General features: G+C 36.5%; 22 protein-coding genes and 1 tRNA gene. 9 read left to right on the forward strand and 14 right to left on the reverse strand.

Annotation, left to right across the window (positions count from 1 at the left end):
• Window positions 1-203 precede the first annotated feature (203 nt).
• On the reverse strand, window positions 204-449 hold the full coding sequence (locus D1003_RS05400; protein ID WP_153936039.1) for a hypothetical protein: 246 nt from the start codon (window positions 447-449) through the stop codon (window positions 204-206).
• Window positions 450-475: 26 nt separating this feature from the next.
• The gene (gene queG, locus D1003_RS05405; RefSeq protein WP_014937359.1) at window positions 476-1,414 is read right to left on the reverse strand and encodes a tRNA epoxyqueuosine(34) reductase QueG; all 939 of its coding nucleotides are present in this window, start codon (window positions 1,412-1,414) and stop codon (window positions 476-478) included.
• Between the two features lie 93 nt (window positions 1,415-1,507).
• Here queG and D1003_RS05410 point away from each other — a divergent pair, with 93 nt between their 5' ends.
• Window positions 1,508-1,792 carry a rhodanese-like domain-containing protein gene (locus D1003_RS05410; RefSeq protein WP_153936040.1) on the forward strand — a complete coding sequence of 95 codons (285 nt, stop codon included), beginning with the start codon at window positions 1,508-1,510 and terminating at the stop codon, window positions 1,790-1,792.
• A gap of 44 nt (window positions 1,793-1,836) precedes the next feature.
• Here D1003_RS05410 and D1003_RS05415 read toward each other — a convergent pair whose 3' ends face one another.
• The 4 genes from D1003_RS05415 to D1003_RS05430 all read right to left on the reverse strand — a co-directional run bounded on the left by D1003_RS05415 (window position 1,837) and on the right by D1003_RS05430 (window position 5,664).
• The gene (locus tag D1003_RS05415) at window positions 1,837-2,334 is read right to left on the reverse strand and encodes a GNAT family N-acetyltransferase (protein WP_153936041.1); all 498 of its coding nucleotides are present in this window, start codon (window positions 2,332-2,334) and stop codon (window positions 1,837-1,839) included.
• Window positions 2,335-2,525: 191 nt separating this feature from the next.
• Window positions 2,526-3,536: an NAD(P)H-dependent glycerol-3-phosphate dehydrogenase gene (locus tag D1003_RS05420; protein WP_052910215.1), complete on the reverse strand. Its 1,011-nt coding sequence runs from the start codon at window positions 3,534-3,536 to the stop codon at window positions 2,526-2,528.
• A 19-nt stretch (window positions 3,537-3,555) separates the two neighbouring features.
• Window positions 3,556-4,386 carry a 50S ribosomal protein L11 methyltransferase gene (prmA, locus tag D1003_RS05425; protein WP_153936042.1) on the reverse strand — a complete coding sequence of 277 codons (831 nt, stop codon included), beginning with the start codon at window positions 4,384-4,386 and terminating at the stop codon, window positions 3,556-3,558.
• Window positions 4,387-4,434: 48 nt separating this feature from the next.
• Window positions 4,435-5,664, reverse strand: coding sequence for an ABC transporter permease (locus D1003_RS05430; RefSeq protein ID WP_052910213.1), 1,230 nt, complete (start codon window positions 5,662-5,664; stop codon window positions 4,435-4,437).
• 5 nt (window positions 5,665-5,669) lie between these two features.
• On the opposite strand from D1003_RS05430, the gene D1003_RS05435 reads away from it, so the two are divergent.
• Window positions 5,670-6,899: an exo-beta-N-acetylmuramidase NamZ domain-containing protein gene (locus tag D1003_RS05435; RefSeq protein ID WP_185148333.1), complete on the forward strand. Its 1,230-nt coding sequence runs from the start codon at window positions 5,670-5,672 to the stop codon at window positions 6,897-6,899.
• A 71-nt stretch (window positions 6,900-6,970) separates the two neighbouring features.
• Here the strand turns inward: D1003_RS05435 and D1003_RS05440 are convergent, their stop codons facing one another.
• The 6 genes from D1003_RS05440 to D1003_RS05465 form a co-directional block, all read right to left on the reverse strand.
• Window positions 6,971-8,221: a serine hydrolase gene (locus tag D1003_RS05440; RefSeq protein ID WP_153936044.1), complete on the reverse strand. Its 1,251-nt coding sequence runs from the start codon at window positions 8,219-8,221 to the stop codon at window positions 6,971-6,973.
• 11 nt (window positions 8,222-8,232) lie between these two features.
• Window positions 8,233-9,165, reverse strand: a complete 933-nt coding sequence (locus tag D1003_RS05445) for a 2-hydroxyacid dehydrogenase (protein ID WP_153936045.1) — start codon at window positions 9,163-9,165, stop codon at window positions 8,233-8,235.
• 6 nt (window positions 9,166-9,171) lie between these two features.
• Window positions 9,172-9,681 carry an acyl-CoA thioesterase gene (locus D1003_RS05450; protein ID WP_153936046.1) on the reverse strand — a complete coding sequence of 170 codons (510 nt, stop codon included), beginning with the start codon at window positions 9,679-9,681 and terminating at the stop codon, window positions 9,172-9,174.
• 1 nt (window position 9,682) lies between these two features.
• The gene (locus D1003_RS05455; protein ID WP_153936047.1) at window positions 9,683-10,363 is read right to left on the reverse strand and encodes a hypothetical protein; all 681 of its coding nucleotides are present in this window, start codon (window positions 10,361-10,363) and stop codon (window positions 9,683-9,685) included.
• Between the two features lie 279 nt (window positions 10,364-10,642).
• Window positions 10,643-11,362, reverse strand: a complete 720-nt coding sequence (locus D1003_RS05460) for a DNA-binding domain-containing protein (protein WP_153936048.1) — start codon at window positions 11,360-11,362, stop codon at window positions 10,643-10,645.
• Between the two features lie 84 nt (window positions 11,363-11,446).
• Window positions 11,447-12,589: a hypothetical protein gene (locus D1003_RS05465; protein WP_153936049.1), complete on the reverse strand. Its 1,143-nt coding sequence runs from the start codon at window positions 12,587-12,589 to the stop codon at window positions 11,447-11,449.
• 756 nt (window positions 12,590-13,345) lie between these two features.
• Here D1003_RS05465 and lpxK point away from each other — a divergent pair.
• The 4 genes from lpxK to rnhA all read left to right on the forward strand — a co-directional run bounded on the left by lpxK (window position 13,346) and on the right by rnhA (window position 17,344).
• A complete protein-coding gene (gene lpxK / locus D1003_RS05470; RefSeq protein ID WP_079206782.1) occupies window positions 13,346-14,371 on the forward strand; it encodes a tetraacyldisaccharide 4'-kinase in 1,026 nt (341 codons plus the stop codon).
• Window positions 14,355-15,167, forward strand: a complete 813-nt coding sequence (locus D1003_RS05475; RefSeq protein WP_014938159.1) for a purine-nucleoside phosphorylase — start codon at window positions 14,355-14,357, stop codon at window positions 15,165-15,167. The genes lpxK and D1003_RS05475 overlap by 17 nt, the downstream gene beginning before the upstream one ends.
• Before the next feature lie 125 nt (window positions 15,168-15,292).
• Window positions 15,293-16,864, forward strand: a complete 1,572-nt coding sequence (dnaB, locus tag D1003_RS05480; protein ID WP_004918470.1) for a replicative DNA helicase — start codon at window positions 15,293-15,295, stop codon at window positions 16,862-16,864.
• Complete coding sequence (rnhA, locus tag D1003_RS05485) at window positions 16,865-17,344, forward strand: ribonuclease HI (protein ID WP_079206779.1); 480 nt, start codon at window positions 16,865-16,867, stop codon at window positions 17,342-17,344.
• Window positions 17,345-17,362: 18 nt separating this feature from the next.
• On the opposite strand, the gene D1003_RS05490 is transcribed toward rnhA, so the two are convergent.
• Entirely contained in the window at window positions 17,363-18,055 is a 693-nt protein-coding gene (locus D1003_RS05490) for an SIMPL domain-containing protein (RefSeq protein WP_153936050.1), read from the reverse strand.
• Between the two features lie 327 nt (window positions 18,056-18,382).
• Between D1003_RS05490 and D1003_RS05495 the strand changes: the two genes are divergently transcribed.
• Window positions 18,383-19,096 carry a hypothetical protein gene (locus D1003_RS05495; protein WP_153936051.1) on the forward strand — a complete coding sequence of 238 codons (714 nt, stop codon included), beginning with the start codon at window positions 18,383-18,385 and terminating at the stop codon, window positions 19,094-19,096.
• A gap of 300 nt (window positions 19,097-19,396) precedes the next feature.
• Here the strand turns inward: D1003_RS05495 and D1003_RS05500 are convergent.
• Window positions 19,397-19,468, reverse strand: a tRNA-Gln gene (locus D1003_RS05500).
• A gap of 49 nt (window positions 19,469-19,517) precedes the next feature.
• On the opposite strand from D1003_RS05500, the gene D1003_RS05505 reads away from it, so the two are divergent.
• On the forward strand, window positions 19,518-20,981 hold the full coding sequence (locus D1003_RS05505; RefSeq protein WP_153936052.1) for a hydroxymethylglutaryl-CoA reductase, degradative: 1,464 nt from the start codon (window positions 19,518-19,520) through the stop codon (window positions 20,979-20,981).
• A gap of 7 nt (window positions 20,982-20,988) precedes the next feature.
• Window positions 20,989-21,378 carry a DUF423 domain-containing protein gene (locus tag D1003_RS05510; RefSeq protein ID WP_052910202.1) on the forward strand — a complete coding sequence of 130 codons (390 nt, stop codon included), beginning with the start codon at window positions 20,989-20,991 and terminating at the stop codon, window positions 21,376-21,378.
• The last annotated feature ends 51 nt before the right edge of the window (window positions 21,379-21,429 follow it).

A 21,429-nucleotide genomic window follows, 5' to 3' on the forward strand; every position in this document is an offset into this window, starting at 1 on the left:
AGCCCAACAAAACTCGCCACCCCGAAGCCCATTTCATTCCATCGAGGGGCAAAATTTTTTCCATCAGCCTCCCGTAAAATTTCCATCAGCCTCCCGTAAAATTTCCGTCGGCCTCGCGTGATTTTTCCGTCGGCCTCGCGTAAAATTTCCTGCCCGATGGAATTTTCACGCAAGACCGATGCTGCTCTAACAACCAACTGACCTTACGCCTCATCTATCAGTAAGTTTATTCTTTTACAATACTGTATTAAATCCTCAACCTCGTTTCCTATCATATTTTTTATAACGGGGGTTTTCACCATTCTACTTAATTCGTATCCCACAGATAACAATAGCTCTGTAACAGTAAAAGCAGCCTGCCTTAAATCCTGAATCCGCTCCACTTCAACATTCCTATTGTTGGCAGACAAAATTTCTACGATACGGTCAATTTTCTTCAAATAATCCATAACAAAACCCTCTCGGTGGCCAGTCTTTAGTCTGGTAGCTCTTGGTCTAAGAAAGAGATATTCCGCTGTAACCCTGCAAACTTAGTCCTTTTAACAGGCGATTTTCTAAATATTTCGGAAAACAACTCTTGGGTGAGCTCTCTCCATTCCTTTTTAGTAAAGTTTTTAAGGGCAGGATTTGGGTTAAACAAAGGCTGGTTGTGAGGTTTAGAAAAGCGGTTCCACGGGCAAACCTCTTGGCAAATATCACACCCAAACATCCAGTCTTGCATATTAGACCTAAACGCCACAGGAATTTCCTCCTTAAGTTCTATAGTGGCATACGAAATGCAACGGCTGCCATCTATAATTTTTTCATTAACGATAGCATTGGTAGGACAGGCATCTATGCAACGCGTACAACGCCCGCAATGGTCGGTTGTAGGAGCGTCTGGCTCTAGCTCCAAATCGCAAATAATTTCGGCTAGAAAGAAGAAAGACCCGCTTTTCTTAGAAATTAAGTTGGCATTCTTCCCCACCCAGCCAATTCCAGATTTTTTTGCCCACGCCCGTTCCAGCACAGGTGCAGAGTCCACAAACACTCTAAAGCCAAAAGCTCCTATCTCTTCCTGAAGTTCTGCAACCATATCCCTCAAAATATCTTTAATAACCTCGTGGTAATCTCTACCATACGCATACTTTGATATTTTAAAGTTATCTATGGTGGGCAACTCCTCTTGCGGAAAGTAATTATACGACAACGAAATAACGGAGCGAGAGCCTTCCACCAGTAGCCTTGGGTCTAAACGCTTGTCAAAATGGTTTTCCATATAAGACATCTTACCGTGATAGCCCTTTTTTAGCCACGCTTCTAGCCGAGGCGCTTCCTCCTCCAAAAATGCAGCCTGCGAAATACCACAAGACTGAAAGCCAAAAGCTTTGGCTTTATTTTTTATCAGCTGGGTATAGTGGGCTTTTTTGTTCACAGGTGCAAAAGTATAAATTTAATGCCTAAAATTTGGGTATTGTGCTAATCTCTTCTATCTTTACGCCTCGAAACCTTATAATTTAACCGTATTATGATTGAAGAAGTATTAAAATCAGGAAATTACCACCTTATAGATGTAAGAGAGCCGATGGAGCTAGAAATGGACGGAAACATAAAAGCCGCTAAAAACATTCCACTAGGAGAATTAGAAGACAGAAAAGAGGAAGTTACCAGCCTAGACGGCAATGTAATCTTGTTTTGTAGAAGTGGTAACAGAAGTGGCAAAGCCGTAGAATATTTTAAATCCCTTGGGCTTACCAATGTCTATAATGGTGGCGGCTATGTTGATTTAAAGGAAGTTTTAGATAACCTCTAAACCTTTACTAACTCATAACAAAGGTGGCTTATTGCCACCTTTGTTTATTTAAGAATTTTCTCAAAGGCTTTCCTAGAGCTACCTCTAAAATAAACCTCCCCGCAATACTGATAGCCTAAATGCTGTAAAATGTGGAGCATAGGTTGGTTATCGTAATTGGTATCTACTTTTATACTGTAAATATTTTGTTGTTTCGCCCAACCTTCTACCCACAAGAACATCTGCTTAGCAATCCCTTTGCCTAAGCACCTATCGTGTACTACCACACGATGCACCACTATATAATCTCCATTGGATAACCACTCGCCTTCTATATTATCATAGGCTGGTTCGTTATTGAGCATTAGAGCGGCATAGCCCAAGACCTCATCACCTTGAACCCAAACATAGCCCACCCCATCACAAATGTCTTGTTCTACTACATTTCTATTAGGGTAACCATCTTGCCACTGGTTACTGCCGTCTTCTTTTCTTCTTCTAATGCCCTGCTGAAGCATTTCCCAAATAATATCTGTATTTTCTATTCTCGCTGGTTGAAACATCTATTCCCGTTTTTCAATATGATACTTTGCTACTTCTAAATCTTAACGCTCTGCTATGCGTAAGGGATAGAGGCGATATCCTTTATCTTTTGACTGCCAAAGTCTTCGCTAAGGGCAAAAGATAAAGATAAAGCCGAAAGCCCGACCCCTAGCGGTGGGATTTTCGGCTGATGGAAAGGGGTTACGCCCTATTAGTTTAGTTTGGCAGTGAGCTTTTTGAACTGTTTTTCTACATTTTTGCCTTCGTAGAGAACATTATATACCGTGCTGATGATAGGCAGTTTAAGCCCCTTTTCTTTGGCGGTATTGTAGATAGATGCCGCAGCGTAGTAGCCTTCTGCCACCATATTCATAGATTGTATCGCCGATTTTACCGTGTAGCCTTTGCCCACTAAATTTCCTAAAGACCTGTTTCTGGAAAACAGCGAGTACGCCGTTACCAATAAGTCCCCTAGATAGGCACTTTCGTTAACATCTCTTGGTGCTTCGTAAATGGCTTCTAGGAAGATTTCCATCTCACGAATGGCGTTGGATACATACACCGCTTGGAAATTATCGCCGTAGCCCAAACCGCTTGCCATACCTGCCCCTATAGCGTAAATGTTCTTTAGTATTGCACTGTACTCGTTGCCTAGTATATCGCTACTGGTACTCACTTTAATATAACTAGACGAGAATAAATCTTTCAGTTTTTGAGCATTTTCTTCTTCTACGGTAGCGACGGTAAGGTACGAAAGGCGTTCCATAGCGACTTCCTCCGCGTGGCAAGGTCCTGCAATTACGGCCTGATTTCTAAATCCTATCTGAAATTGGTCTCTAAGGTAGTGTGCTACTATATCGTTGTGCTTAGGGACAATCCCTTTTATAGCAGATACAAACAACTTGTTGGAATAATCGCAAGTCATTTTCTCTAAACTGTCCGACAAATAGATAGACGGCGTCGCCAAAATAATAACCTCACAAGCGGACACAAGCTGATTAACATCGGTAGTAATACTAAGATGACGCGTATTAAACATCACCGATTGCAAGTAAGTAGGATTGTGTTTTCTAAGTTCTATGGCTCCCTTTACAAACTCATTACGAACGCACCAATGTACCATTTTTGAGTTCTCTTGAAGCATCTTTACTATGGCTGTAGCAAAACTTCCGCTACCTAAAACGCCCACGCTGATTGCTGATTTTTTATCTTTTTTAGCCATTATAAATTTGATTTTTGAGTTATAGTTTTTCTAAAAGTAGACTTACCCACTCTTCTCTTTGTACTTTTTTGTTGAGTTTAAGGTTCTGTGCCGTGCAAACTTCCATAATGTCTTCTACATCAAAAAAGCATAAGCCTGATAATAACAACTGACCGCCTTTTTCTAATACCGAAACATAGATTGGAATATCGGAAATAAGGATATTTCTATTGATGTTTGCCAATATAATGTCAAATTTTTCCTGTCCTAAATTCTCGGCAGTACCTTCTTCTATCCTTAAACTGACTTGGTTTCGTTCTGCATTTTCTTTAGAATTTTCTACCGACCAAGGGTCTATATCTATGGCTAAAGTATCTCCTGCTCCTTTCAGTTTAGCAAAGATTGCCAATACCGAAGTCCCACAGCCCATATCCAAGACTTTTTTACCTTGAAAATCCATCTCCAACATTTGCTGAATCATCAAATAAGTAGTGGCGTGATGCCCCGTACCAAAAGACATTTTAGGCTGTATGATAATTTCATAATCCAACGATTGAGGTTCGTGAAACTCTGCTCTAATGTAAACTTTATCTTCTACATTGATAGGCGAAAAGTTCTTTTCCCACTCTTCGTTCCAATTGATGTTAGGCATTTCGGTATAGGTATAATCTATCTCTACGCCTTCTTGCTCAAAAATATAGAGTGACTTTATCGCGTCTTCGTTTAAATCGTTCTTCGGAATGTAGGCTAAAATACCGTTAGTTTCCTCTGTAAAGCTATCAAAACCAATATGTATAAGTTCTGCCATTAAAATCTCGCTCCAAGGCTGAAGTGGCGTAATGGTAAATTTGAATTCTAAATAAGATTGCATTCTAATTGTATTGTTTCCACAAAAGTACAGAAAAATCGCTGATGTACCTTAATTGTATTTAATTGCTTTAACTGGTGATATTTTACTAATTAAATAACTAGGAAAAATAAGCGATACCGCAGACACCAACAAAATCCCTAAAGAAATAGCCACAATGTAAATAGGATTTAAGTCTATTGGTACTGTACTAATATAGTAGTTATCAGGGTTAAGCTGAACGATGCCCGTCCATTTTTGTAAAAGCAGTAGTCCCAATCCTATGAAATTCCCCACTAACAATCCTGGAACCATAATAAGTAAAGTGTAATTGATGAAAATAGCTCGTATTTGAGCATTATTTGCTCCTAGCGTTTTCAATATCCCTATGGAATTGGTGCGTTCTATAATTAAAATAAGCAACACCATTACGATATTGATGACTACAACCACCAACATAATTGTGATGATTAAAGCGATATTGGTGTCAAAAATGTTAATCCAATTTACAATTTCAGGATACTTATCTGTTATTTTTTCAGCGTAGTTCTTATACCCTATTTTTTCCTCAATTTTTGGAAATACCTCGTCTATCTCTCCTATATTTTTAAGGAAAATATCTATACCTCCTATGGCAGTTTTATCCATATTTTGTATCCTCCTCACATGGTTGATGTCTCCTATGATAAATAGGTCGTCTATCATTTTGATATCCGTTTTGTAAATCCCTTTTACTTTGAATTTTCGGTAGATTGGCTTTTGGTCTTCTTTAGAGAAAATAGCCACGATTTCATCGTTTAGTTTAAGCCTTAAATCATTGGCTATTTTTTCTGGTAATATAACCTCATTATTATATCCCTTTTCTGTAAAGTTCGGAACGCTACCTTCCACCAAAAATTTTTCAAATCTTTTGGTATCAAAATCTTTCCCAACACCTTTTAACAAAATCCCAGAGAAATTATCCTCTGTTCTAAGAATGCCACTTACAGACGCATAAGACTGCATACCTTCTACTTCTTGTAAAGCCTTAATTTGATTTATATTGATTTCTTTTAAATCTAAAACTGAAGAGTTATAAGACGAATTAGACCTAGTAGATTTCACAGAAATATGCCCCGAAAAATCTCCCATCTTATTTTTGATGGCTTTTTTGGCTCCCAAACCTGTGGCTACCGTAATTAAAGAAACAATGACACCCAAGGCTACCGACAACCTACCGATAAATACAATCACCTTAGAAAGATTATTTTTATTATCTTTGGAGAATGCTATTTTTTTAGAAAAATATAATGGAAATTTCAAAACCTATGTATTTAAGCCTCAAAATTAAAAATTTACTGTTGATTTGCCTAATTTATTTAGGGTTATCTGGTAAAAACTATGCTCAAAATGGTAATAGTTATCCTAATTTTAAAACAGGAGCCGACCAACCAGAACTTTATCTCTCTCTGCTAAAAAATAAAAAAGTAGGCGTGGTAACCAATCAAACAGGACTGGTACTAAAACCACAAAAACATCACCCTACTACCATAGATACCCTTAGTATCGTAGATTTCCTAAGAGAAAACACCATAGATATCAGAAGGGTTTTCGCTCCTGAACACGGTTTTAGAGGCGAAGCCGATGCAGGAGAATATGTAAAAAATGGCGTGGATACCAAAACAGGAATTCCCATTATTTCTCTTTATGGTAAAAACAAAAAACCAACTGCAGAGCAAGTCAAAGATTTAGACATTATTCTTTTTGACATTCAAGATGTTGGAGTAAGATTTTACACCTATATTTCAACCCTTGCCTATGTGATGGAAGCCGCCGCAGAGCATAATGTAGAAGTGATTGTACTAGATAGACCTAACCCTCACGATGGCTACACAGATGGACCTATATTAAAGGAAAAATGGACAAGTTTCGTAGGTATGCACCCTGTTCCTGTAGTCTATGGACTTACCATTGGCGAGTACGGTAATATGGTAAACGGCGAAGGGTGGCTTAAAAATAAAATAAAAGCCAAGTACACCTTAATCCCAATGAAAAATTACCATAAAAAGCAACGCTACCCTATACTCAGACGCCCTTCCCCTAACTTACCAAATGATAAGTCTATCAACCTATATCCTTCCCTATGTTTTTTTGAAGGAGCCGAGGTTTCGGTAGGACGCGGCACTGATTATCCTTTCCAAATTTATGGTTCGCCGTGGACTAAAAAATTAGATTATAAATTCACTCCAAAGCCTAATTTTGGAGCTAAAAATCCGCCTTTTAATGGACAATTATGCTATGGCGAAAACCTCTCCGAATATCCTAAAGATTTGAGAGAGCTTAACTTAGAATGGGTAATTACAGCTTATAAAAACTACAAAAATCCTAATAAACCGTTTTTCATCAAAAATCTTTGGTTTGATACTTTAGCAGGAACTGACCAACTAAGGCTTCAAATTATACAAGGAAAAAGCGAAACAGAAATCAAAAAATCTTGGCAAAAAGACCTACAAGAGTTTGAGAAAATTCGTAAAAAGTATATTGTTTATAAAGATTAGTATAGCAGATTAGTTTACAAAGCTCCGTCCTAACTATTACAGATTGATTGGACGGAGCTTTGTATTTTCTCTTATTGTAAAGAATCATTCTGAGGAGAAGAATCTGCAGTGTTATTTGGATTTGACCTCATCTCCTTTTTTAGAATTTCTGTTTCCAATGGGAAATCATCAAACAAACCAGATAACGCAACCGCCGAATAGACTCTCCTAGAAAATTTATTACCTATCGCAATAATACTTACCTTAGAATCTAAAAGATGTACAAATACGGAATTAGAGCCGTGCCACCAACCATTGTGATAAGTCAGTTTTTTATTGTTATCAAAAATTTTCATTCTAAACCCTAAGCCGTAATTGTTAATCCCTTTTTTCTCATTACTATAAGGAGTGAATATCTTTTCTTTCAAATCCGAAGGTAAAAACTCTTTAGAGAACATCGCTTGTGAAAACTTTAATAAATCTCTAGGAGTGGTATAAATGTTTTTATCTCCGTAGATAAGGTCTAAATTATTAAGAGGATACAACTTGTTATTTTTATAATAGAACGATTGTGCCGCCATGGCAATATCCTTTTGCTGAAATACGAAAGTATGTTTCATTTCAAGAGGTGCAAAAAGCATTTCCTTCATTGCAGTAGGATAATCTTTTTGAGTAACCTTCTCTATAATTAGAGCTAGTAGAGCGTAGTTGGTATTACAGTACATAAACCCTGTGCCAGTAGGTCTAGCTAGTTCTGGTTTATATCTAATAAGTAGATTTAGAATATCTTGATTGGTTAAAAAAGACTGTGATAACTCTTTAGGTTTAGGCTCCAGAGTTTCAATAAAATGTTCATACTTTGGGAGTCCACTTCTATGGCTAAGTAAATCTATAACTTTGATATTAGCATACGGAAACTTTGGAAATAAAGTGGTAATATCTTGGTCTAGTTTTATTTTTTTTGCTTCTATCAGCTTCATAATCGCCATTGCTGTCATCGTCTTAGAAATAGAAGCAATATGTAAAGGTGTATTTTGATTGATGGGCATCTGTTGGTTCTCCCTACCATAGCCCCTGTATTGTTCAAAAATAATATTATTGCCTTTAGCGATTAAGATTCCACCACTTAAATCACCTCCCACCCAAGTGTTTTGATAATATTCTTGTAAAAGGTGTTTTAGAGAATCTTCATTAGCTACCGAATTTTCCTCCTTTGTAAAAATATCCTCAACATCTACCTTAGAAAAATGAGGCAAATTGGTTTTAACTTCCTCATTACTTTCTTGCTTTTTAGCACAAGAAAATGTGAGCAATCCGAACGCTATCATCCACCACCATTTCATATTTTAATCTATTATTTTTTAAACTTTGCTAAAATCTTATCTACAATCACTTGGGCTAATTTTATCTTGCTTTCGTGCGTCCAACCTGCAATATGAGGCGTAACAATCACTTTATCTGAGTTTAAAAGAAAAGCTAACTCTTTATTCTGGATTTCTAAGTTTTCAAAAGAGCTTTTTTCGTATTCCAAAACATCTAGACAAGCCCCTTTTATCTTACCGCTTTTAAGTGCTGAAACCACATCTGCAGTTACCACATTCTTCCCTCTAGCTGTATTGATAAGGTAAAAACTCTTCTTCATTTTTTGGATAGAATCAGCATTAAGCCAACCTATGGTATCCTCTGCTAAAGGTAAATGCAGGCTTAGAATATCCGCTTTTTCTTGTAACGCTTCTAACGGAACTTGTTGGGCGTATTGGTCTGACAAGTTAGGTTTAATATCGTGAAATATCACCTCACACCCAAAACCTGATAGTCTTTGAGCTAAGGCTTTTCCCATATTGCCATATCCTATGATGCCTACCGTTTTATCTTTAATTTCTTCCCCTCTGTTTTCCTCTCGCTTCCAAATGCCTTTTTTGACCTCTTCCGATGAAATAAACAAACGATTCATCAGTACCAAAAGACAGCCTAAACTGTGTTCTGCCACCGCATCTCGGTTACCTTCTGGAGAGTTAAAAAGACAAATACCCAATTCTTCTGCCTTTTCGGTATCTATATTTTCCATTCCTGCTCCTACTCTAGCAATCCATTTTAGATTTTTAGCTTGAGTTAAAAAACGAGCGTCTAGCGGAATTCTACTCCTAATAATCACACCCTCGTAAGGTTCTATTTTTTCTAAAATTTCTTCGTAAGAAGAAGTAATATCCTCATCTATTGTAAACCCATTAGCTGTGAGCTGCTCCGTAATAAGAGGGTGATTTTTATCTAGTTGTAAAACCTTCATAAATGATTAAATGAATAGTTTTTTTAGCTCTACAGAATCTTGAGCCTTCATTCTTCCAGACAGGATAAGGGAAAGTTCTTTTCTTCTAAGAGCTGCCATATAGCGTTCTTTTTCTATATCTGTTTCTGGTTCTAACTCTGGGATAGGCACAGGTTTGTTGAACGCATCTACCGCTACAAAGGTGTATATTCCTTCGTTGGTATGCACTTTTTTCTGTGTAATAGGGTCGTCCATCCATACATCTACATAAACCTCCATAGAAGTAGAAAATGCACGCGTTACTTTGGACTCCAAAACCACCACACCTCCTTCTGGAATAGGGTGATTAAAGGAAACATGATTTACCGAAGCCGTTACTACCCTCCTTCCGCAATGTCTAGAGGCTGATATAGAAGCACATCTGTCCATTTTAGAGAGAAGTTCTCCCCCAAATAAATTTCCCAAATGATTGGTTTCGTTTGGGAGTACAATGTTAGTCATTATCGTAAGGCTATCTTTAGGCGTTTTTTTCGTCATATTATTTTAAATTGTTAGCTGGTAAAGAGTCTTGTTTTAAACTATCTATTACCAAAGTATCATTAGTCTTAGTTGTTTTTACAGGTTGAGGTGTAGTGGTCTTTTGAGTTTTATCCTTTTCAAAACTTTTCACACCAAATAAAATTTCAGGATGATAGAAATTCAAATACCCCAATATCCCCGCTGGAATAATAAAAATAAGTAGCCAAAGCACTACTTTCCAAGCGTTAGATTTCTTAGGTTGAGAAGGTTGAGTTTCTTTTTTAGAACTCATTTCAGAGAGATTGATTGCCTCTAGCCCATAGACATCAGGCGAATCTAAATAAAGCCGTTGCCCTATAAAAGAAAACCCTTGAGCGTCCGAATTAAATGCTCCTAGAGCCTCTACCTCAAAAGATTCTCCTGCTTCTATTTTTTTCTTCCAATAGTCTATTTGTGTTTTTATTTCAAAGTCAGCTGTTTGGGAACTGATGCCTTTAATTTGAGCCACAAAATTGACGAAACTATTCTCTTTTAAAAGGTAGTTCTTTTCTAGTACAATCTGCTTAGCGGGAGGCAGTATATGACCGTCCTCGTTACTGATAATTGCACCAGAGTACTTTAAAGAAAAAACACCAAAGTGAGGCACAGCTACACTGCCATGAGTTTTAAGAGCCTCTAAAATACAACTTGCTATATTCATTATGGAGGCAAAGTTATACTTTTTTTGGCAAAAAATGGGCGTAATCCCTTAGGAATTACCCAAAACTATTGCCTTATAAATAGGTTTAGTTATTAAGATAAGATATGAGTCATTTTCAACAGAGTGCCTGTCCTTGCCGTAACAGACCCTCCGTTAGCCTAAGGACAGACACCCCGTTACGGTAAGTGCGGAGACTCTGTTCTGTAGCACTTGGTAAAAGATAACAAAATAGGCTACCCGTTAAATGAGTAGCCTTGGTTTTAAAATTAAAATGCTTTACTAGGAAATAACCACAGGATTAGGCAGTCGCTCCGTTCTTGGTTCTTTTAGTAAGACGGAACCCGTGCTACTTTGCGTGGTAATACTTAGCTCATAGTTCCCCGCTTCTAAATCCGAAGGCACAAGAATAAGCAACCTTGACGGCTCATTGATTACGATACTATCTTTAGCCAACTTAACCTCATTTTGATTGTCTATATTTTTAAAGACGATGCCGTTTTTAGGGTTATCACCGTCTATTTTAATATAAGTGCCTTTGATTTCGGCATTTTTGCCTTTAGTTAAAGTACCGTCTGCTTTACCAGTGGCTTTGTCGGTGATGCTGAACAAACTCATTGGGCTAGATTGTTCGCCTAGGATTTCTACTTTGGTATCATTAGCGGCTTTTCTTAGGTCAGTGCCTTGGTTCACATTTACATAAACGGAGTGCTTCTCCTTATCCCAAGTTTTGTCGTAAAATACACCCTTAATGGCAGGACGCATATACACCAGCCCTGTATTCACACTATACCCATTGAGTACCAACTCTGATGCCTTGCGGTTAAAGCGAGTGATAATATCTACCGCGGTTTCGGTTTTTATTTCCATACCCTCTTTTTTAAGGGCTTCTATAATTTCTGTAATGCCAAGACTGCCACCTAGAAGGGGCACGGCTACAAAATCGTTAGGGTCGTCTTTTGTGAGTAGGTTGGGACGCAACCACGCTTTTAAAGTGTTCATAATGTTTGTATTTTTTTAGATGATTAGATATGACTCATTTATAAAAAATGGTCAAAAACTGAGAGCTTTGACCATAGTAGATATTTAAGGGTTAAGTTTTACCCAACCTGTAGATTTACAGCCATAGAAGTTATCATCGCTATCATATACAATAGCCCCTCTATTTATATCAGAACAACTTCCTTTGGTGGTTAGTCGTAATCTAATTTTACCATTCACATCTAGCATTTCTGTTGGTTTTTCCCTTGCTAAACCTATACCTGTAAAGCCATCACGGAGAACAATAAAAGCATTACTTGCTATAGCTTGATCTCCTCCATTAGCGATTGTACTTGCTCCATTTCCTAGAACAAAAAGTTCATACTTGTTATCTTTAGTAAAAGTAGCAGTATTTCCTTCTAGTGGATCTGTATTAAAATTGTTATTCCCTAAAACAGTTGAAAATGAGGTTCGTGCTGTAATATGATTGCCTAAAGCGGTGGCATTACTACCCAAAGCAACGGCACCTCCACCTATAGCAATACCACCTCTATTACTTGCTAACGCCCAACGCCCAAGTGCAAATGAATAATCCCCCGAAGCAATTGAATGCCCCCCCATAGCTGTTGATATATATCCAGAAGCTATAGTACTCATACCCGAAGCGAAAGAATAAGTACCAGTAGCTCCAAAATCATTTCTTTGATAACCATATGAGTAACTAAGATCCACGGCTTCTCTACCTATATCTCCATAAATACTAGGACTTCTCCCTACAAGTCTCCAACCTCTGTTTCCATTTTCGGTAATTTCCTCTAAACCTGTTCTAGAAAAAGTATTCCCAGAAAGCTTCATCCCCGTTCCTGCTGTATAGACTGTGTTAGTATCTGTATCTAGCATTTTTTTCCATATCCCTCCTGTTTGCTGGCTGTCCCAATAGTAATAGCCTTTGCTAGTAATCAATGCATATTTCCCTGTTTTGTCTGATGTGTTGGTAAACGGTCCTGTAACATAAACCAAAAGTGAATGTTGCTCTGTACCTACATTTCCTGCATCGGTCATGGCTTTTACCTCTTCGGCTGTTAAACGCGGGATAATGATGCCTTTAGCTGTATCTGCACCAGCTTTACTTACCTCTAAAGTTGCTTTGGGATTAGGTGTGTTGATGCCAACTCTACCATTGTTTTGTCCGTAAACCACGAGTCCTAGACCTAAAAAGGCACATACACTTAGTTTGGTTGTTTTCATAATATTTAATTGTTTAAGATTATAGATGTTAGATATTGAATATTAGATTTTAGAAGTTGGAGGTTCAGTTGTTCAAAGTTCAAGGAGCTGAAGCTGTTCAAGGTTCTATGTTTAAGGTTTAAGGGATATGTACGCTTATTCAACCTTAAACTTTGAACTTTAAACCTGAAACCAATGAGAAAACGCCTCCCCCCTCTCAACACACACAAAACGAGGAGGAAGGCTAAGACAGAAAGAACATAACGCTCCTCCTGTACGCTAGAAGCCTTAAACCCCAACCACCTATTCAGCTGATGAAAAAGACGGACTTCTAGCGGATATTTATGAAAACAAAACTTAGAGTGTGCTAAATGCCAAATGCCCCCAACAAAAGTTGGAGGAAAATTATTTATGATTGATGATAAAAATCTAAAGAATTTTCTATATAATACGACGCGTACGCAGGTAACTAGTGTGTGTGTGTGTGTGTGTGTGTGTGTGTGTTTACACAATTATTTGGAACTACCAAATTTTTGTGTAAGTTTTTTTCACTTTTTTGTATGTAGTTGGTATCGTGTCGCATAAACTGGAGGCAAACATATCACCTTTTGTGGAAGTATGCAAATTTTTGGAAAAAAAAGTAATAAATAGGACATAATTTTATCTCCCCCACTCTATAAAAAACAAAACTAATTTTCTTTTTGTTTCTAATGGGCTTTCTTTCGTTCCTCGTAAAAAAAGCGTACTTTTGCACACGGAAATTTGCAAGCGGACGATATGAAAAGATGGTATCTCTATCCTTTTTCCTTAATCTATCATCTAGGGACTTCTGTAAGAAACAAAATGTATGATTGGGGACTGTTGCCTTCTACTAAGTTTAATACTCCCACCATCAATGTGGGTAACCTCTCCGTAGGTGGTAGCGGGAAATCTCCAATGGTAATGCATATCGCAGAACTACTTTCAAAAAATTATCGTACGGGAGTGCTTTCTAGAGGCTATGGGCGTACGACCAAAGGCTATGGAGTTGTAAACTACAATAGTAACTATAGAACGGTGGGCGATGAAGCTATGCAGCTTTTTGAACGCTTTAAAAATCGTTTTGTAATTGGAGTAAGCGAGGATAGAGTTTTCGGGGCTAAGAAACTTATTTCTGATATGGATTTAGATGTGCTAGTGCTAGATGATGCATTTCAGCACCGCCGAATCAACACAGGGCTTAACATCTTAATGACCGACTACAACGACCCTTACTTTAAAGACTTTATTCTTCCTGCAGGGAATTTAAGGGAGAGCCGAAACGGAATGAAAAGGGCTCATATCATCGTAGTTTCTAAGTGTCCTGCTAATATTACTGAGGAAAAAAAACAATACTACATTTCTAGAATAAGCCCTAAACATTACCAAAAGGTATTTTTCTCCACCATCAATTATGATGAAACGGTGTTCTCCAAAACACAATCTTTACCAGATAATAATTTGGCTTATTACGATATATTAGTCATTACAGGAATTGCCAATCCAACGCCTTTCCTAGAACATCTGAATAGATTTGCTAAGAAAGTAAAGCACCTTAAATTTAAAGACCACCACAGTTTTACAGATGCTGATGTGCAAAAAATAATCTCCGAGTATAAAAAAATGGGAGATTATAAGATGATACTTACCACAGAAAAAGATTTTGTAAGGCTAAAAACTTTTGAATATCTAAGTGATAAATTATATTACTGGCCTATCAATGTAGAAATGGATAAGCTAGAGGAGTTTAACAAAATAATACTGAATTATGTTAGAAAAATTTAAAGAAACTGCAGCGTTCATTAAGAACATTATTGGAGATACACCAGACTTTGCTATCGTGCTAGGCTCTGGATTAGGTAAATTAAAAGACGAAGTAGAGGCAATCCACACTTTGGATTATGCTGATATTCCTAACTTTCCTCAAACTACAGTAGTTGGGCACGGAGGTAGCTTAATCTACGGTATGCTAGAAGGTAAGAAAGTGCTTATGATGAGCGGAAGATTCCACTACTACGAGGGACATTCTATTGAGACGGTAACTTTCCCTTTCCGTGTGTTCCACTTATTAGGAATTAAAAATCTAATCGTGTCTAATGCTTCGGGTGGGGTAAATCCTAACTTTAAAGTGGCTGATGTGATGCTGATTAACGACCACATCAATATGATGCCAGAACACCCATTAAGAGGTAAAAATATAGATGAATTAGGACCTCGTTTCGTAGATATGAGTGAGCCTTATAACAAAAAAATGTTGAGCATCGCTGAAGAAGTAGCAAAAGAGAATAACATCACGGTACACCAAGGGGTTTATGTAGCTCTGCAAGGACCTACTTTTGAAACACCTGCTGAATACGGGTTAATTCGTGCTATTGGTGGTGATGCTGTGGGTATGAGTACCGTGCCTGAAGTTATTGTAGCAAAACATCAAGGTATGGATGTATTTGGTATTTCTATCATTACCGATTTAGGCGGACCAGAAATTGCGTTCAATGTTTCTCACGAGGAAGTTTTAGAAGCGGCTAACAAAGCAATGCCTAATGTAATCAAAATTGTAAAAGGCTTAGTAAAGAATTACTAAGAAAAAAGTAAATGATTAGCTAAGAGACTGTACTTGTTGCAGTCTCTTTTTTTTATTGCTAAAAAGATAATAACAAGTTTTTAACATTGTAGCTCTATAAAACATAAAACCACTATCTTTGCCCTATGGCACAAAAGGAAACATTATCATCTTTAGTCAACGGTAATTTTGCGAAGGAACTCTCTATTTCTCAAGGCAAAATGCCACCCAATGCAGTAGATTTAGAAAGACTGGTTATAGGAGCTTTTCTTATTGATAAAAAGGCACTTGATAATACTTACGATTTACTCACGCCTGAGGTATTTTACGACCCTAGACATCAGGAGATTTACCGTATCATCATTAAGTTATTTGGCGACAATACACCGATAGACATTCTAACGGTAATCCAAGAATTAAAGAAGCAAGAAAAACTTAATTTGGCTGGTGGGGACGCTTACATCATAGATTTAACCACAGGCATCAGTTCTTCTGCCCATATAGAATATCACGCAAGAGTTATCCTAGAAAAATACATTTTAAGGTCGCTCATCAATGTATCTGCAAATGTGATAGATAATTCTTACAAAGAATCTACAGATGTATTTGAACTTTTAGACCGTGCCGAGCAATCTTTCTTTGAAATTACCAACGGAACGATAAAAAAAGGCTTTGATACCGCTAGTTCTTTAGTAAGTGAAGCCATTGAAAAAATTAAATCTCTTAAAGATAAAGAAGGGCTTTCGGGTATTCCTTCGGGATTTACCCAACTTGATAAGGAAACAGGAGGTTGGCAAAACTCGGATTTGATTATCATAGCGGCTCGTCCTGGTATGGGTAAAACGGCGTTTATCCTTTCTATGGCTAGAAATATTGCAGTGGAACATCAAATTCCTATTGCTGTATTTTCGTTAGAGATGGCATCAGTGCAGCTTATTACCAGAATGATTTCTTCCGAGACAGGGATTTCCTCTGAAAAATTAAGAAAAGGTCAAATGAGCGATGAAGAATGGCAACGCCTTTTTAACAATGTTGCCGCTTTAGAGAACGCTCCACTTTATATAGATGAAACACCAGCTCTCTCCATTTTTGACTTTAGAGCAAAGTGCCGAAGACTTGTAATGCAGCACGGCGTGAGAATCATTATGGTGGATTATTTACAGCTGATGACTGCAAACTCTGGAAAAGGTGGCACAAGGGAGCAAGAAATTTCTACCATATCCCGTTCACTAAAAGCCATCGCAAAGGAACTTAATGTGCCTATTATAGCTTTATCACAGCTTTCTAGAACGGTGGAAACTCGTCCTAATAAACGCCCTCAACTTTCTGATTTAAGGGAATCTGGTGCGATAGAGCAAGATGCAGATATTGTATCCTTTATCTTCCGTCCAGAATATTACAAGATAGATTTTTGGGATAACGATGAAGAAGGAGCACAAACCAGCACTACCAACCAAGCCGAAATTATTTTAGCAAAACACCGTAATGGTGCCACGGGCGAAGTAAGGCTTTCTTTCTTTAAAGAAATTGCCAAGTTTGCGGATTTAGATTTATACGGCGGTTACGAAAGTTCTAATTTTGGACAAATGGATAATAATCCTAGCGGATTTGAAAGCATCAAAACTACCATACAACCAAGTGCTGCATTTGATATTCCAGATAATATTTCTGGGTCTTCTATGAATGAGATTGACGATTATGACGATATGCCATTCTAAATGAAGATTGACATCTACACAGACGGAGCCTGTAGCGGAAATCCAGGCAAAGGTGGCTATGGAATTATTATGCGAGTTTCTGGACTGAACTATGAGAAAGCATTTTCGCAAGGGTTTAGAAAAACGACTAATAACCGTATGGAATTATTGGCGGTTATTGTAGCATTAGAAAAACTTAAAAACAACGAAAACGAAGTTCATATCTATACCGATAGCAAGTATGTCGCCGATGCCATTAACCAAAAGTGGCTGTATGGTTGGATAAAAAAAGGATTTAATAAAGTTAAAAATCCTGATTTGTGGCAAAGGTTAGTCCCTTTGATGAGAATGCACAACCCAACTTTCCATTGGATTAAAGGGCATAACGGACACCCTGATAATGAACGCTGCGATAGGCTAGCCGTAGCCGCTGCAAATGCTCCTACACTAGAAATAGACAAGGGTTACGAAGAAAACGCAACCCTTAACTCATTGTTTTAGTATTTTATCCTTTATAATTTAATCTAGCTGAAATTTAACATTAACAAAAGTCTCGTACTTGATTTTATTAAACTCTATATCAATAGGAGCTTCTGAAGTAGCATCATAGCTTTCCACTGCTTTTGCGGAACGCATCATCATAGGACTTACTTGAGGATAGGCATTATTTTCATCGGAAATAAAGATAGCTTTACCCAATTTTTGATTTAAAGCTTTTACCATTCGTTCTGCTGTTAGTCTGGATTTTAAAACGGCTTTACTCTTTAGGGCTAACAAAAGTTCTTCTTCTTTGGTGTATTCTAGTTTAGAGATGTTCACATTAGAAATGCCTTGCTCTTCTAGTGCCATCAAGGCTTTACCCGCCGTAACCGCATTACGTACAATGAGAGAGTAGTTCTTTTGTTTAATAATGTTTTGACCTTTTAAGAAGTATGTTTTAAACCCACTAGATAAACCATTAAGAGATAAATCTTTTTCGGTATTGATGCCTAGCTTTTTAAGGGCACCTTCCATTCTTTTTTCTTGTTCTTCTACCGATATTTTGTTTTTAGTATCGGCTTCATTGAGGTTAATGTTAATGGTTATTTTATCAGGTATTACTAGCGTATCTGCTTTGCCTGAAGTTTCTAAATAAGGTTGGTCTAAAAAGTTCTTCTGCCCAAAAATAAACTGTCCGCAGAATAGCATAAGGATTAAAAATAAATGTTTCATAATTTTGTTTTAGCTCCTCCGTATCAAATAATATGCCGAGGACTTGGGTTTATTTTTTTTCATAGGTATTGATAGTAATTCTTTTTTATTTTACGTAGTATTTGTGGAAGAATATTATTTATATAACCAAGATTTTATTTCATAATCGTAAGAATATAAATTACAATCATTAGAATAAAAAAACATTTATTAAATTTGAAGCCTTGAGATTATGGATTTTAAATATTTTAGATATCATACTTAAAAGTGTCATTTATTTTGAAACATTATTATAAATTGTATTGTTTTCGGTAATTTTTGAATTTTAAGATAAATTTTATTTTTTCAATGAGAAAAGCATATTTAACAGTTGTTTTTATTATTCTTCCTATTTGTGTTTTTTCGCAAAATAAAGAACTAATAAAAGAGAAAGTTTTAGATAGCCTCAATCTGTCAAAAGAAAGTGAACAAAATTGGGAGAGTTATAAAAAAGCGCTTCAAATCTATCCTTTAAATAAAGATTTTGATGGGACAGTGGAAGGTTCCTATTTAAAAAATAAGGAAAATATATTATTTAAAGGTCATGTTAAGTCTAGAAATGAATTACTAAAAATTAAAATTGAAAGTGAAGACGGACAAAGGAAAACAAGTATCACATTAAAAGAGGGGCTTGTAGAAATATTAAGGGCTGCAAAATATATTTTTAATTTCTCTAATTCTAAATCGGTTCCTTACAAAGAATATGTTAAGCGAAAAAGCGATAATCAGTGGTGTTTTTATAATATTTCTAATGTATCAAAAGAAAATTTAGGAATAAACAAAGAAAAAAACACAGGTAGATGCGTGAGTATTGATAACGATGGTGCTATATACAAAATAGAATCTTTTGTTTCTCCAAAAACTTCAGATGAAAAAGATAAAGATTTAGTTCATAATCATAATTTTACTATAGAATTTGAAAGAGATAATGACTCTTTGGTCTTTAGTAAATTTAGTTGTGTAGTTATGAACTATATAAGTGATAATCAGATTAAGTTTATTATAAACTTTAAATCAAAGTAGAATTCCTCTATCAATAGAGCTTTTACTCATTCCTTATTATGATAACTATAGAACAATTAAACATGCAAAAATATTAATCTATTTTAGTTATAGTGAAATAATTTCCCAATAATTAAGTGTGAATTTAAGATAGTTTGAAAATTTGTAAAGAACAACCGAACCAAGGTTATTGTGCTTCTCAAGAACAGGACTCTACATTATTTTATTATAAGAAAAAAATACACAACAAACAATTCATATAAATCATTGCACTAAAAATAAAAAAAGCAACCAGTTTTTTCGACTGATTGCTTTCGAATGTAGACCCACAGGGACTCGAACCCCGAATAACAGAACCAAAATCTGCTGTGTTGCCAATTACACCATGGGTCTATAGGTGTATTGTTTTTCAGTGGTGCAAATTTACAACTTTTTTCATTTCTTGCAAAAAAAACATACAAAACCTTTCTTATTTTTATTTAAAATATTGGTTTTCAGTTTTATTTTTTTATTATTATTTTCTTCTTTGGTGTTTATAATATCAAGTTGTATCTTTGATACCTCAAAATTAAGAGCTATGAATCATCAGCCTGTAGAAGGATTTTCTAAATTAAATAAACAAAATAAAATAGAATGGACTGTTAATGAGTATTTGGAAGGTAATAAAGAATATATCAAAATACTCCAACAATATTGGAATGACAATCAAGATTTACAAAAACTCCATGATGAGTTCTCAGAGAACACTATTTCCAACTTTTATATGCCTTATGGTATCGCTCCAAATTTCTTAATAGACGGAAAGTTATTAGCACTTCCTATGGCAGTAGAAGAGAGTTCGGTAGTGGCAGCAGCTTCTAAAGCGGCTAAGTTTTGGCTTAACAAAGGGGGCTTCAAAACCACTATTATTGACACTAAAAAACTAGGACATACTCATTTTATATTAAAAGCAGAACCTCACAAGATTAGACATTTTTTCAACTTTAATCTTAGACAAAAACTATTTGAAGCAACCCAAGACATCACCAAAAATATGAGAAATAGAGGTGGTGGTATTTTGGATATAGAGTTGGTGGATAAGACTTCAGAAATGAACGATTACTACCAACTTAAAGCTAGTTTTGACACTAAAGACTCTATGGGAGCTAACTTTATCAACTCTTGTTTAGAGCAATTTGGTAAAACGCTTAAAGAAGAAATTAACCTTTCTGCTGATTTCACAGAGGACGAAAAACAATCTCTTCAAGTGGTAATGAATATTCTATCTAATTTTACGCCTGATTGTATTGTTAGAGCGGAGGTTTCTTGTAATATAGAGGATTTGAAAGACGATAGCGGTATTTCTCCTGAAGAGTTTGCGTGGAAGTTTAAACAAGCCGTTGCTATCGCTGAAATAGAGCCATACAGAGCGACCACTCATAATAAAGGGATTATGAATGGTGTAGATGCGGTAGTTATAGCTACAGGAAACGATTTCAGAGCTACGGAAGCTTGTGCTCACGCCTACGCTGCCCGTAACGGAAAATACAGTTCACTCACGCATTGTACTACCGATAACGGAATATTCAGATTTTGGATAGATTTGCCTATTTCAGTAGGTGTTGTAGGGGGACTTACAAATCTGCACCCATTGGTTAAATTCTCGTTAGCGTTATTAGGCAAACCTTCTGCTCAGGAGCTTATGAGTATTTTGGCTGTGTCTGGGTTGGCTCAAAACTTTGCCGCTCTTCGCTCGTTGGTAACAACAGGAATTCAAAAAGGACATATGAAGATGCATCTTTTTAATATCCTTAATCAGTTTGGGGCAACCGAAGAAGAAAAATCTTATTTTGTGAACTATTTTAAAGATAAAACGGTAAGCCACCACGAAGTCATCACAGAACTCAACAAGCTAAGAGGAAAATAAGAAAAGTATGAAAACATTTACACTCATTGTAGGGGGTATCTATGGACTAACGTCTGTGATTTTAGGAGCTTTTGGGGCTCATGCTTTCAAAAAGATTTTAAGCGTAGAAAAATTGGCAAGTTTTGAAACAGGAGTAAAGTATCAAATGTACTCTGCTCTATTTCTTTTAGTAATTGGTTTTTTTCTAAAATTCGATAATGGGTTAGAAAAGTGGACATCATTGCTAATGATAATAGGCACTTTTTTATTCTCTGTGAGTATTTATTTCTTAGCTTTTCAAGAAGTTTGGGGCGTTAGTTTAAGGTTTTTAGGTCCTGTTACGCCATTAGGAGGACTGTGTATGATTATTAGTTGGGCAATGCTCATTACGCTAGTAGCAAGGGCTAAAGTAGGGTAAACAAAAAAGATTTCTATCTTCCAAAGATTTTCTTTAAATTTGTAACTGTTT

The organism is Riemerella anatipestifer, from assembly GCF_009663465.1.
In the GTDB taxonomy this organism is placed as follows: domain Bacteria; phylum Bacteroidota; class Bacteroidia; order Flavobacteriales; family Weeksellaceae; genus Riemerella; species Riemerella anatipestifer_C.

Coding starts and splice junctions, on each gene's coding strand:
- D1003_RS05400 (WP_153936039.1), bottom strand. CDS start 449: ATGGATTATTTGAAGAAAATTGACCGTATCGTAGAAATTTTGTCTGCC.
- D1003_RS05410 (WP_153936040.1), top strand. CDS start 1,508: ATGATTGAAGAAGTATTAAAATCAGGAAATTACCACCTTATAGATGTA.
- D1003_RS05415 (WP_153936041.1), bottom strand. CDS start 2,334: ATGTTTCAACCAGCGAGAATAGAAAATACAGATATTATTTGGGAAATG.
- D1003_RS05420 (WP_052910215.1), bottom strand. CDS start 3,536: ATGGCTAAAAAAGATAAAAAATCAGCAATCAGCGTGGGCGTTTTAGGT.
- prmA (WP_153936042.1), bottom strand. CDS start 4,386: ATGCAATCTTATTTAGAATTCAAATTTACCATTACGCCACTTCAGCCT.
- D1003_RS05435 (WP_185148333.1), top strand. CDS start 5,670: ATGTATTTAAGCCTCAAAATTAAAAATTTACTGTTGATTTGCCTAATT.
- D1003_RS05440 (WP_153936044.1), bottom strand. CDS start 8,221: ATGAAATGGTGGTGGATGATAGCGTTCGGATTGCTCACATTTTCTTGT.
- D1003_RS05445 (WP_153936045.1), bottom strand. CDS start 9,165: ATGAAGGTTTTACAACTAGATAAAAATCACCCTCTTATTACGGAGCAG.
- D1003_RS05450 (WP_153936046.1), bottom strand. CDS start 9,681: ATGACGAAAAAAACGCCTAAAGATAGCCTTACGATAATGACTAACATT.
- D1003_RS05455 (WP_153936047.1), bottom strand. CDS start 10,363: ATGAATATAGCAAGTTGTATTTTAGAGGCTCTTAAAACTCATGGCAGT.
- D1003_RS05460 (WP_153936048.1), bottom strand. CDS start 11,362: ATGAACACTTTAAAAGCGTGGTTGCGTCCCAACCTACTCACAAAAGAC.
- D1003_RS05465 (WP_153936049.1), bottom strand. CDS start 12,589: ATGAAAACAACCAAACTAAGTGTATGTGCCTTTTTAGGTCTAGGACTC.
- lpxK (WP_079206782.1), top strand. CDS start 13,346: ATGAAAAGATGGTATCTCTATCCTTTTTCCTTAATCTATCATCTAGGG.
- D1003_RS05475 (WP_014938159.1), top strand. CDS start 14,355: ATGTTAGAAAAATTTAAAGAAACTGCAGCGTTCATTAAGAACATTATT.
- dnaB (WP_004918470.1), top strand. CDS start 15,293: ATGGCACAAAAGGAAACATTATCATCTTTAGTCAACGGTAATTTTGCG.
- rnhA (WP_079206779.1), top strand. CDS start 16,865: ATGAAGATTGACATCTACACAGACGGAGCCTGTAGCGGAAATCCAGGC.
- D1003_RS05490 (WP_153936050.1), bottom strand. CDS start 18,055: ATGAAACATTTATTTTTAATCCTTATGCTATTCTGCGGACAGTTTATT.
- D1003_RS05495 (WP_153936051.1), top strand. CDS start 18,383: ATGAGAAAAGCATATTTAACAGTTGTTTTTATTATTCTTCCTATTTGT.
- D1003_RS05510 (WP_052910202.1), top strand. CDS start 20,989: ATGAAAACATTTACACTCATTGTAGGGGGTATCTATGGACTAACGTCT.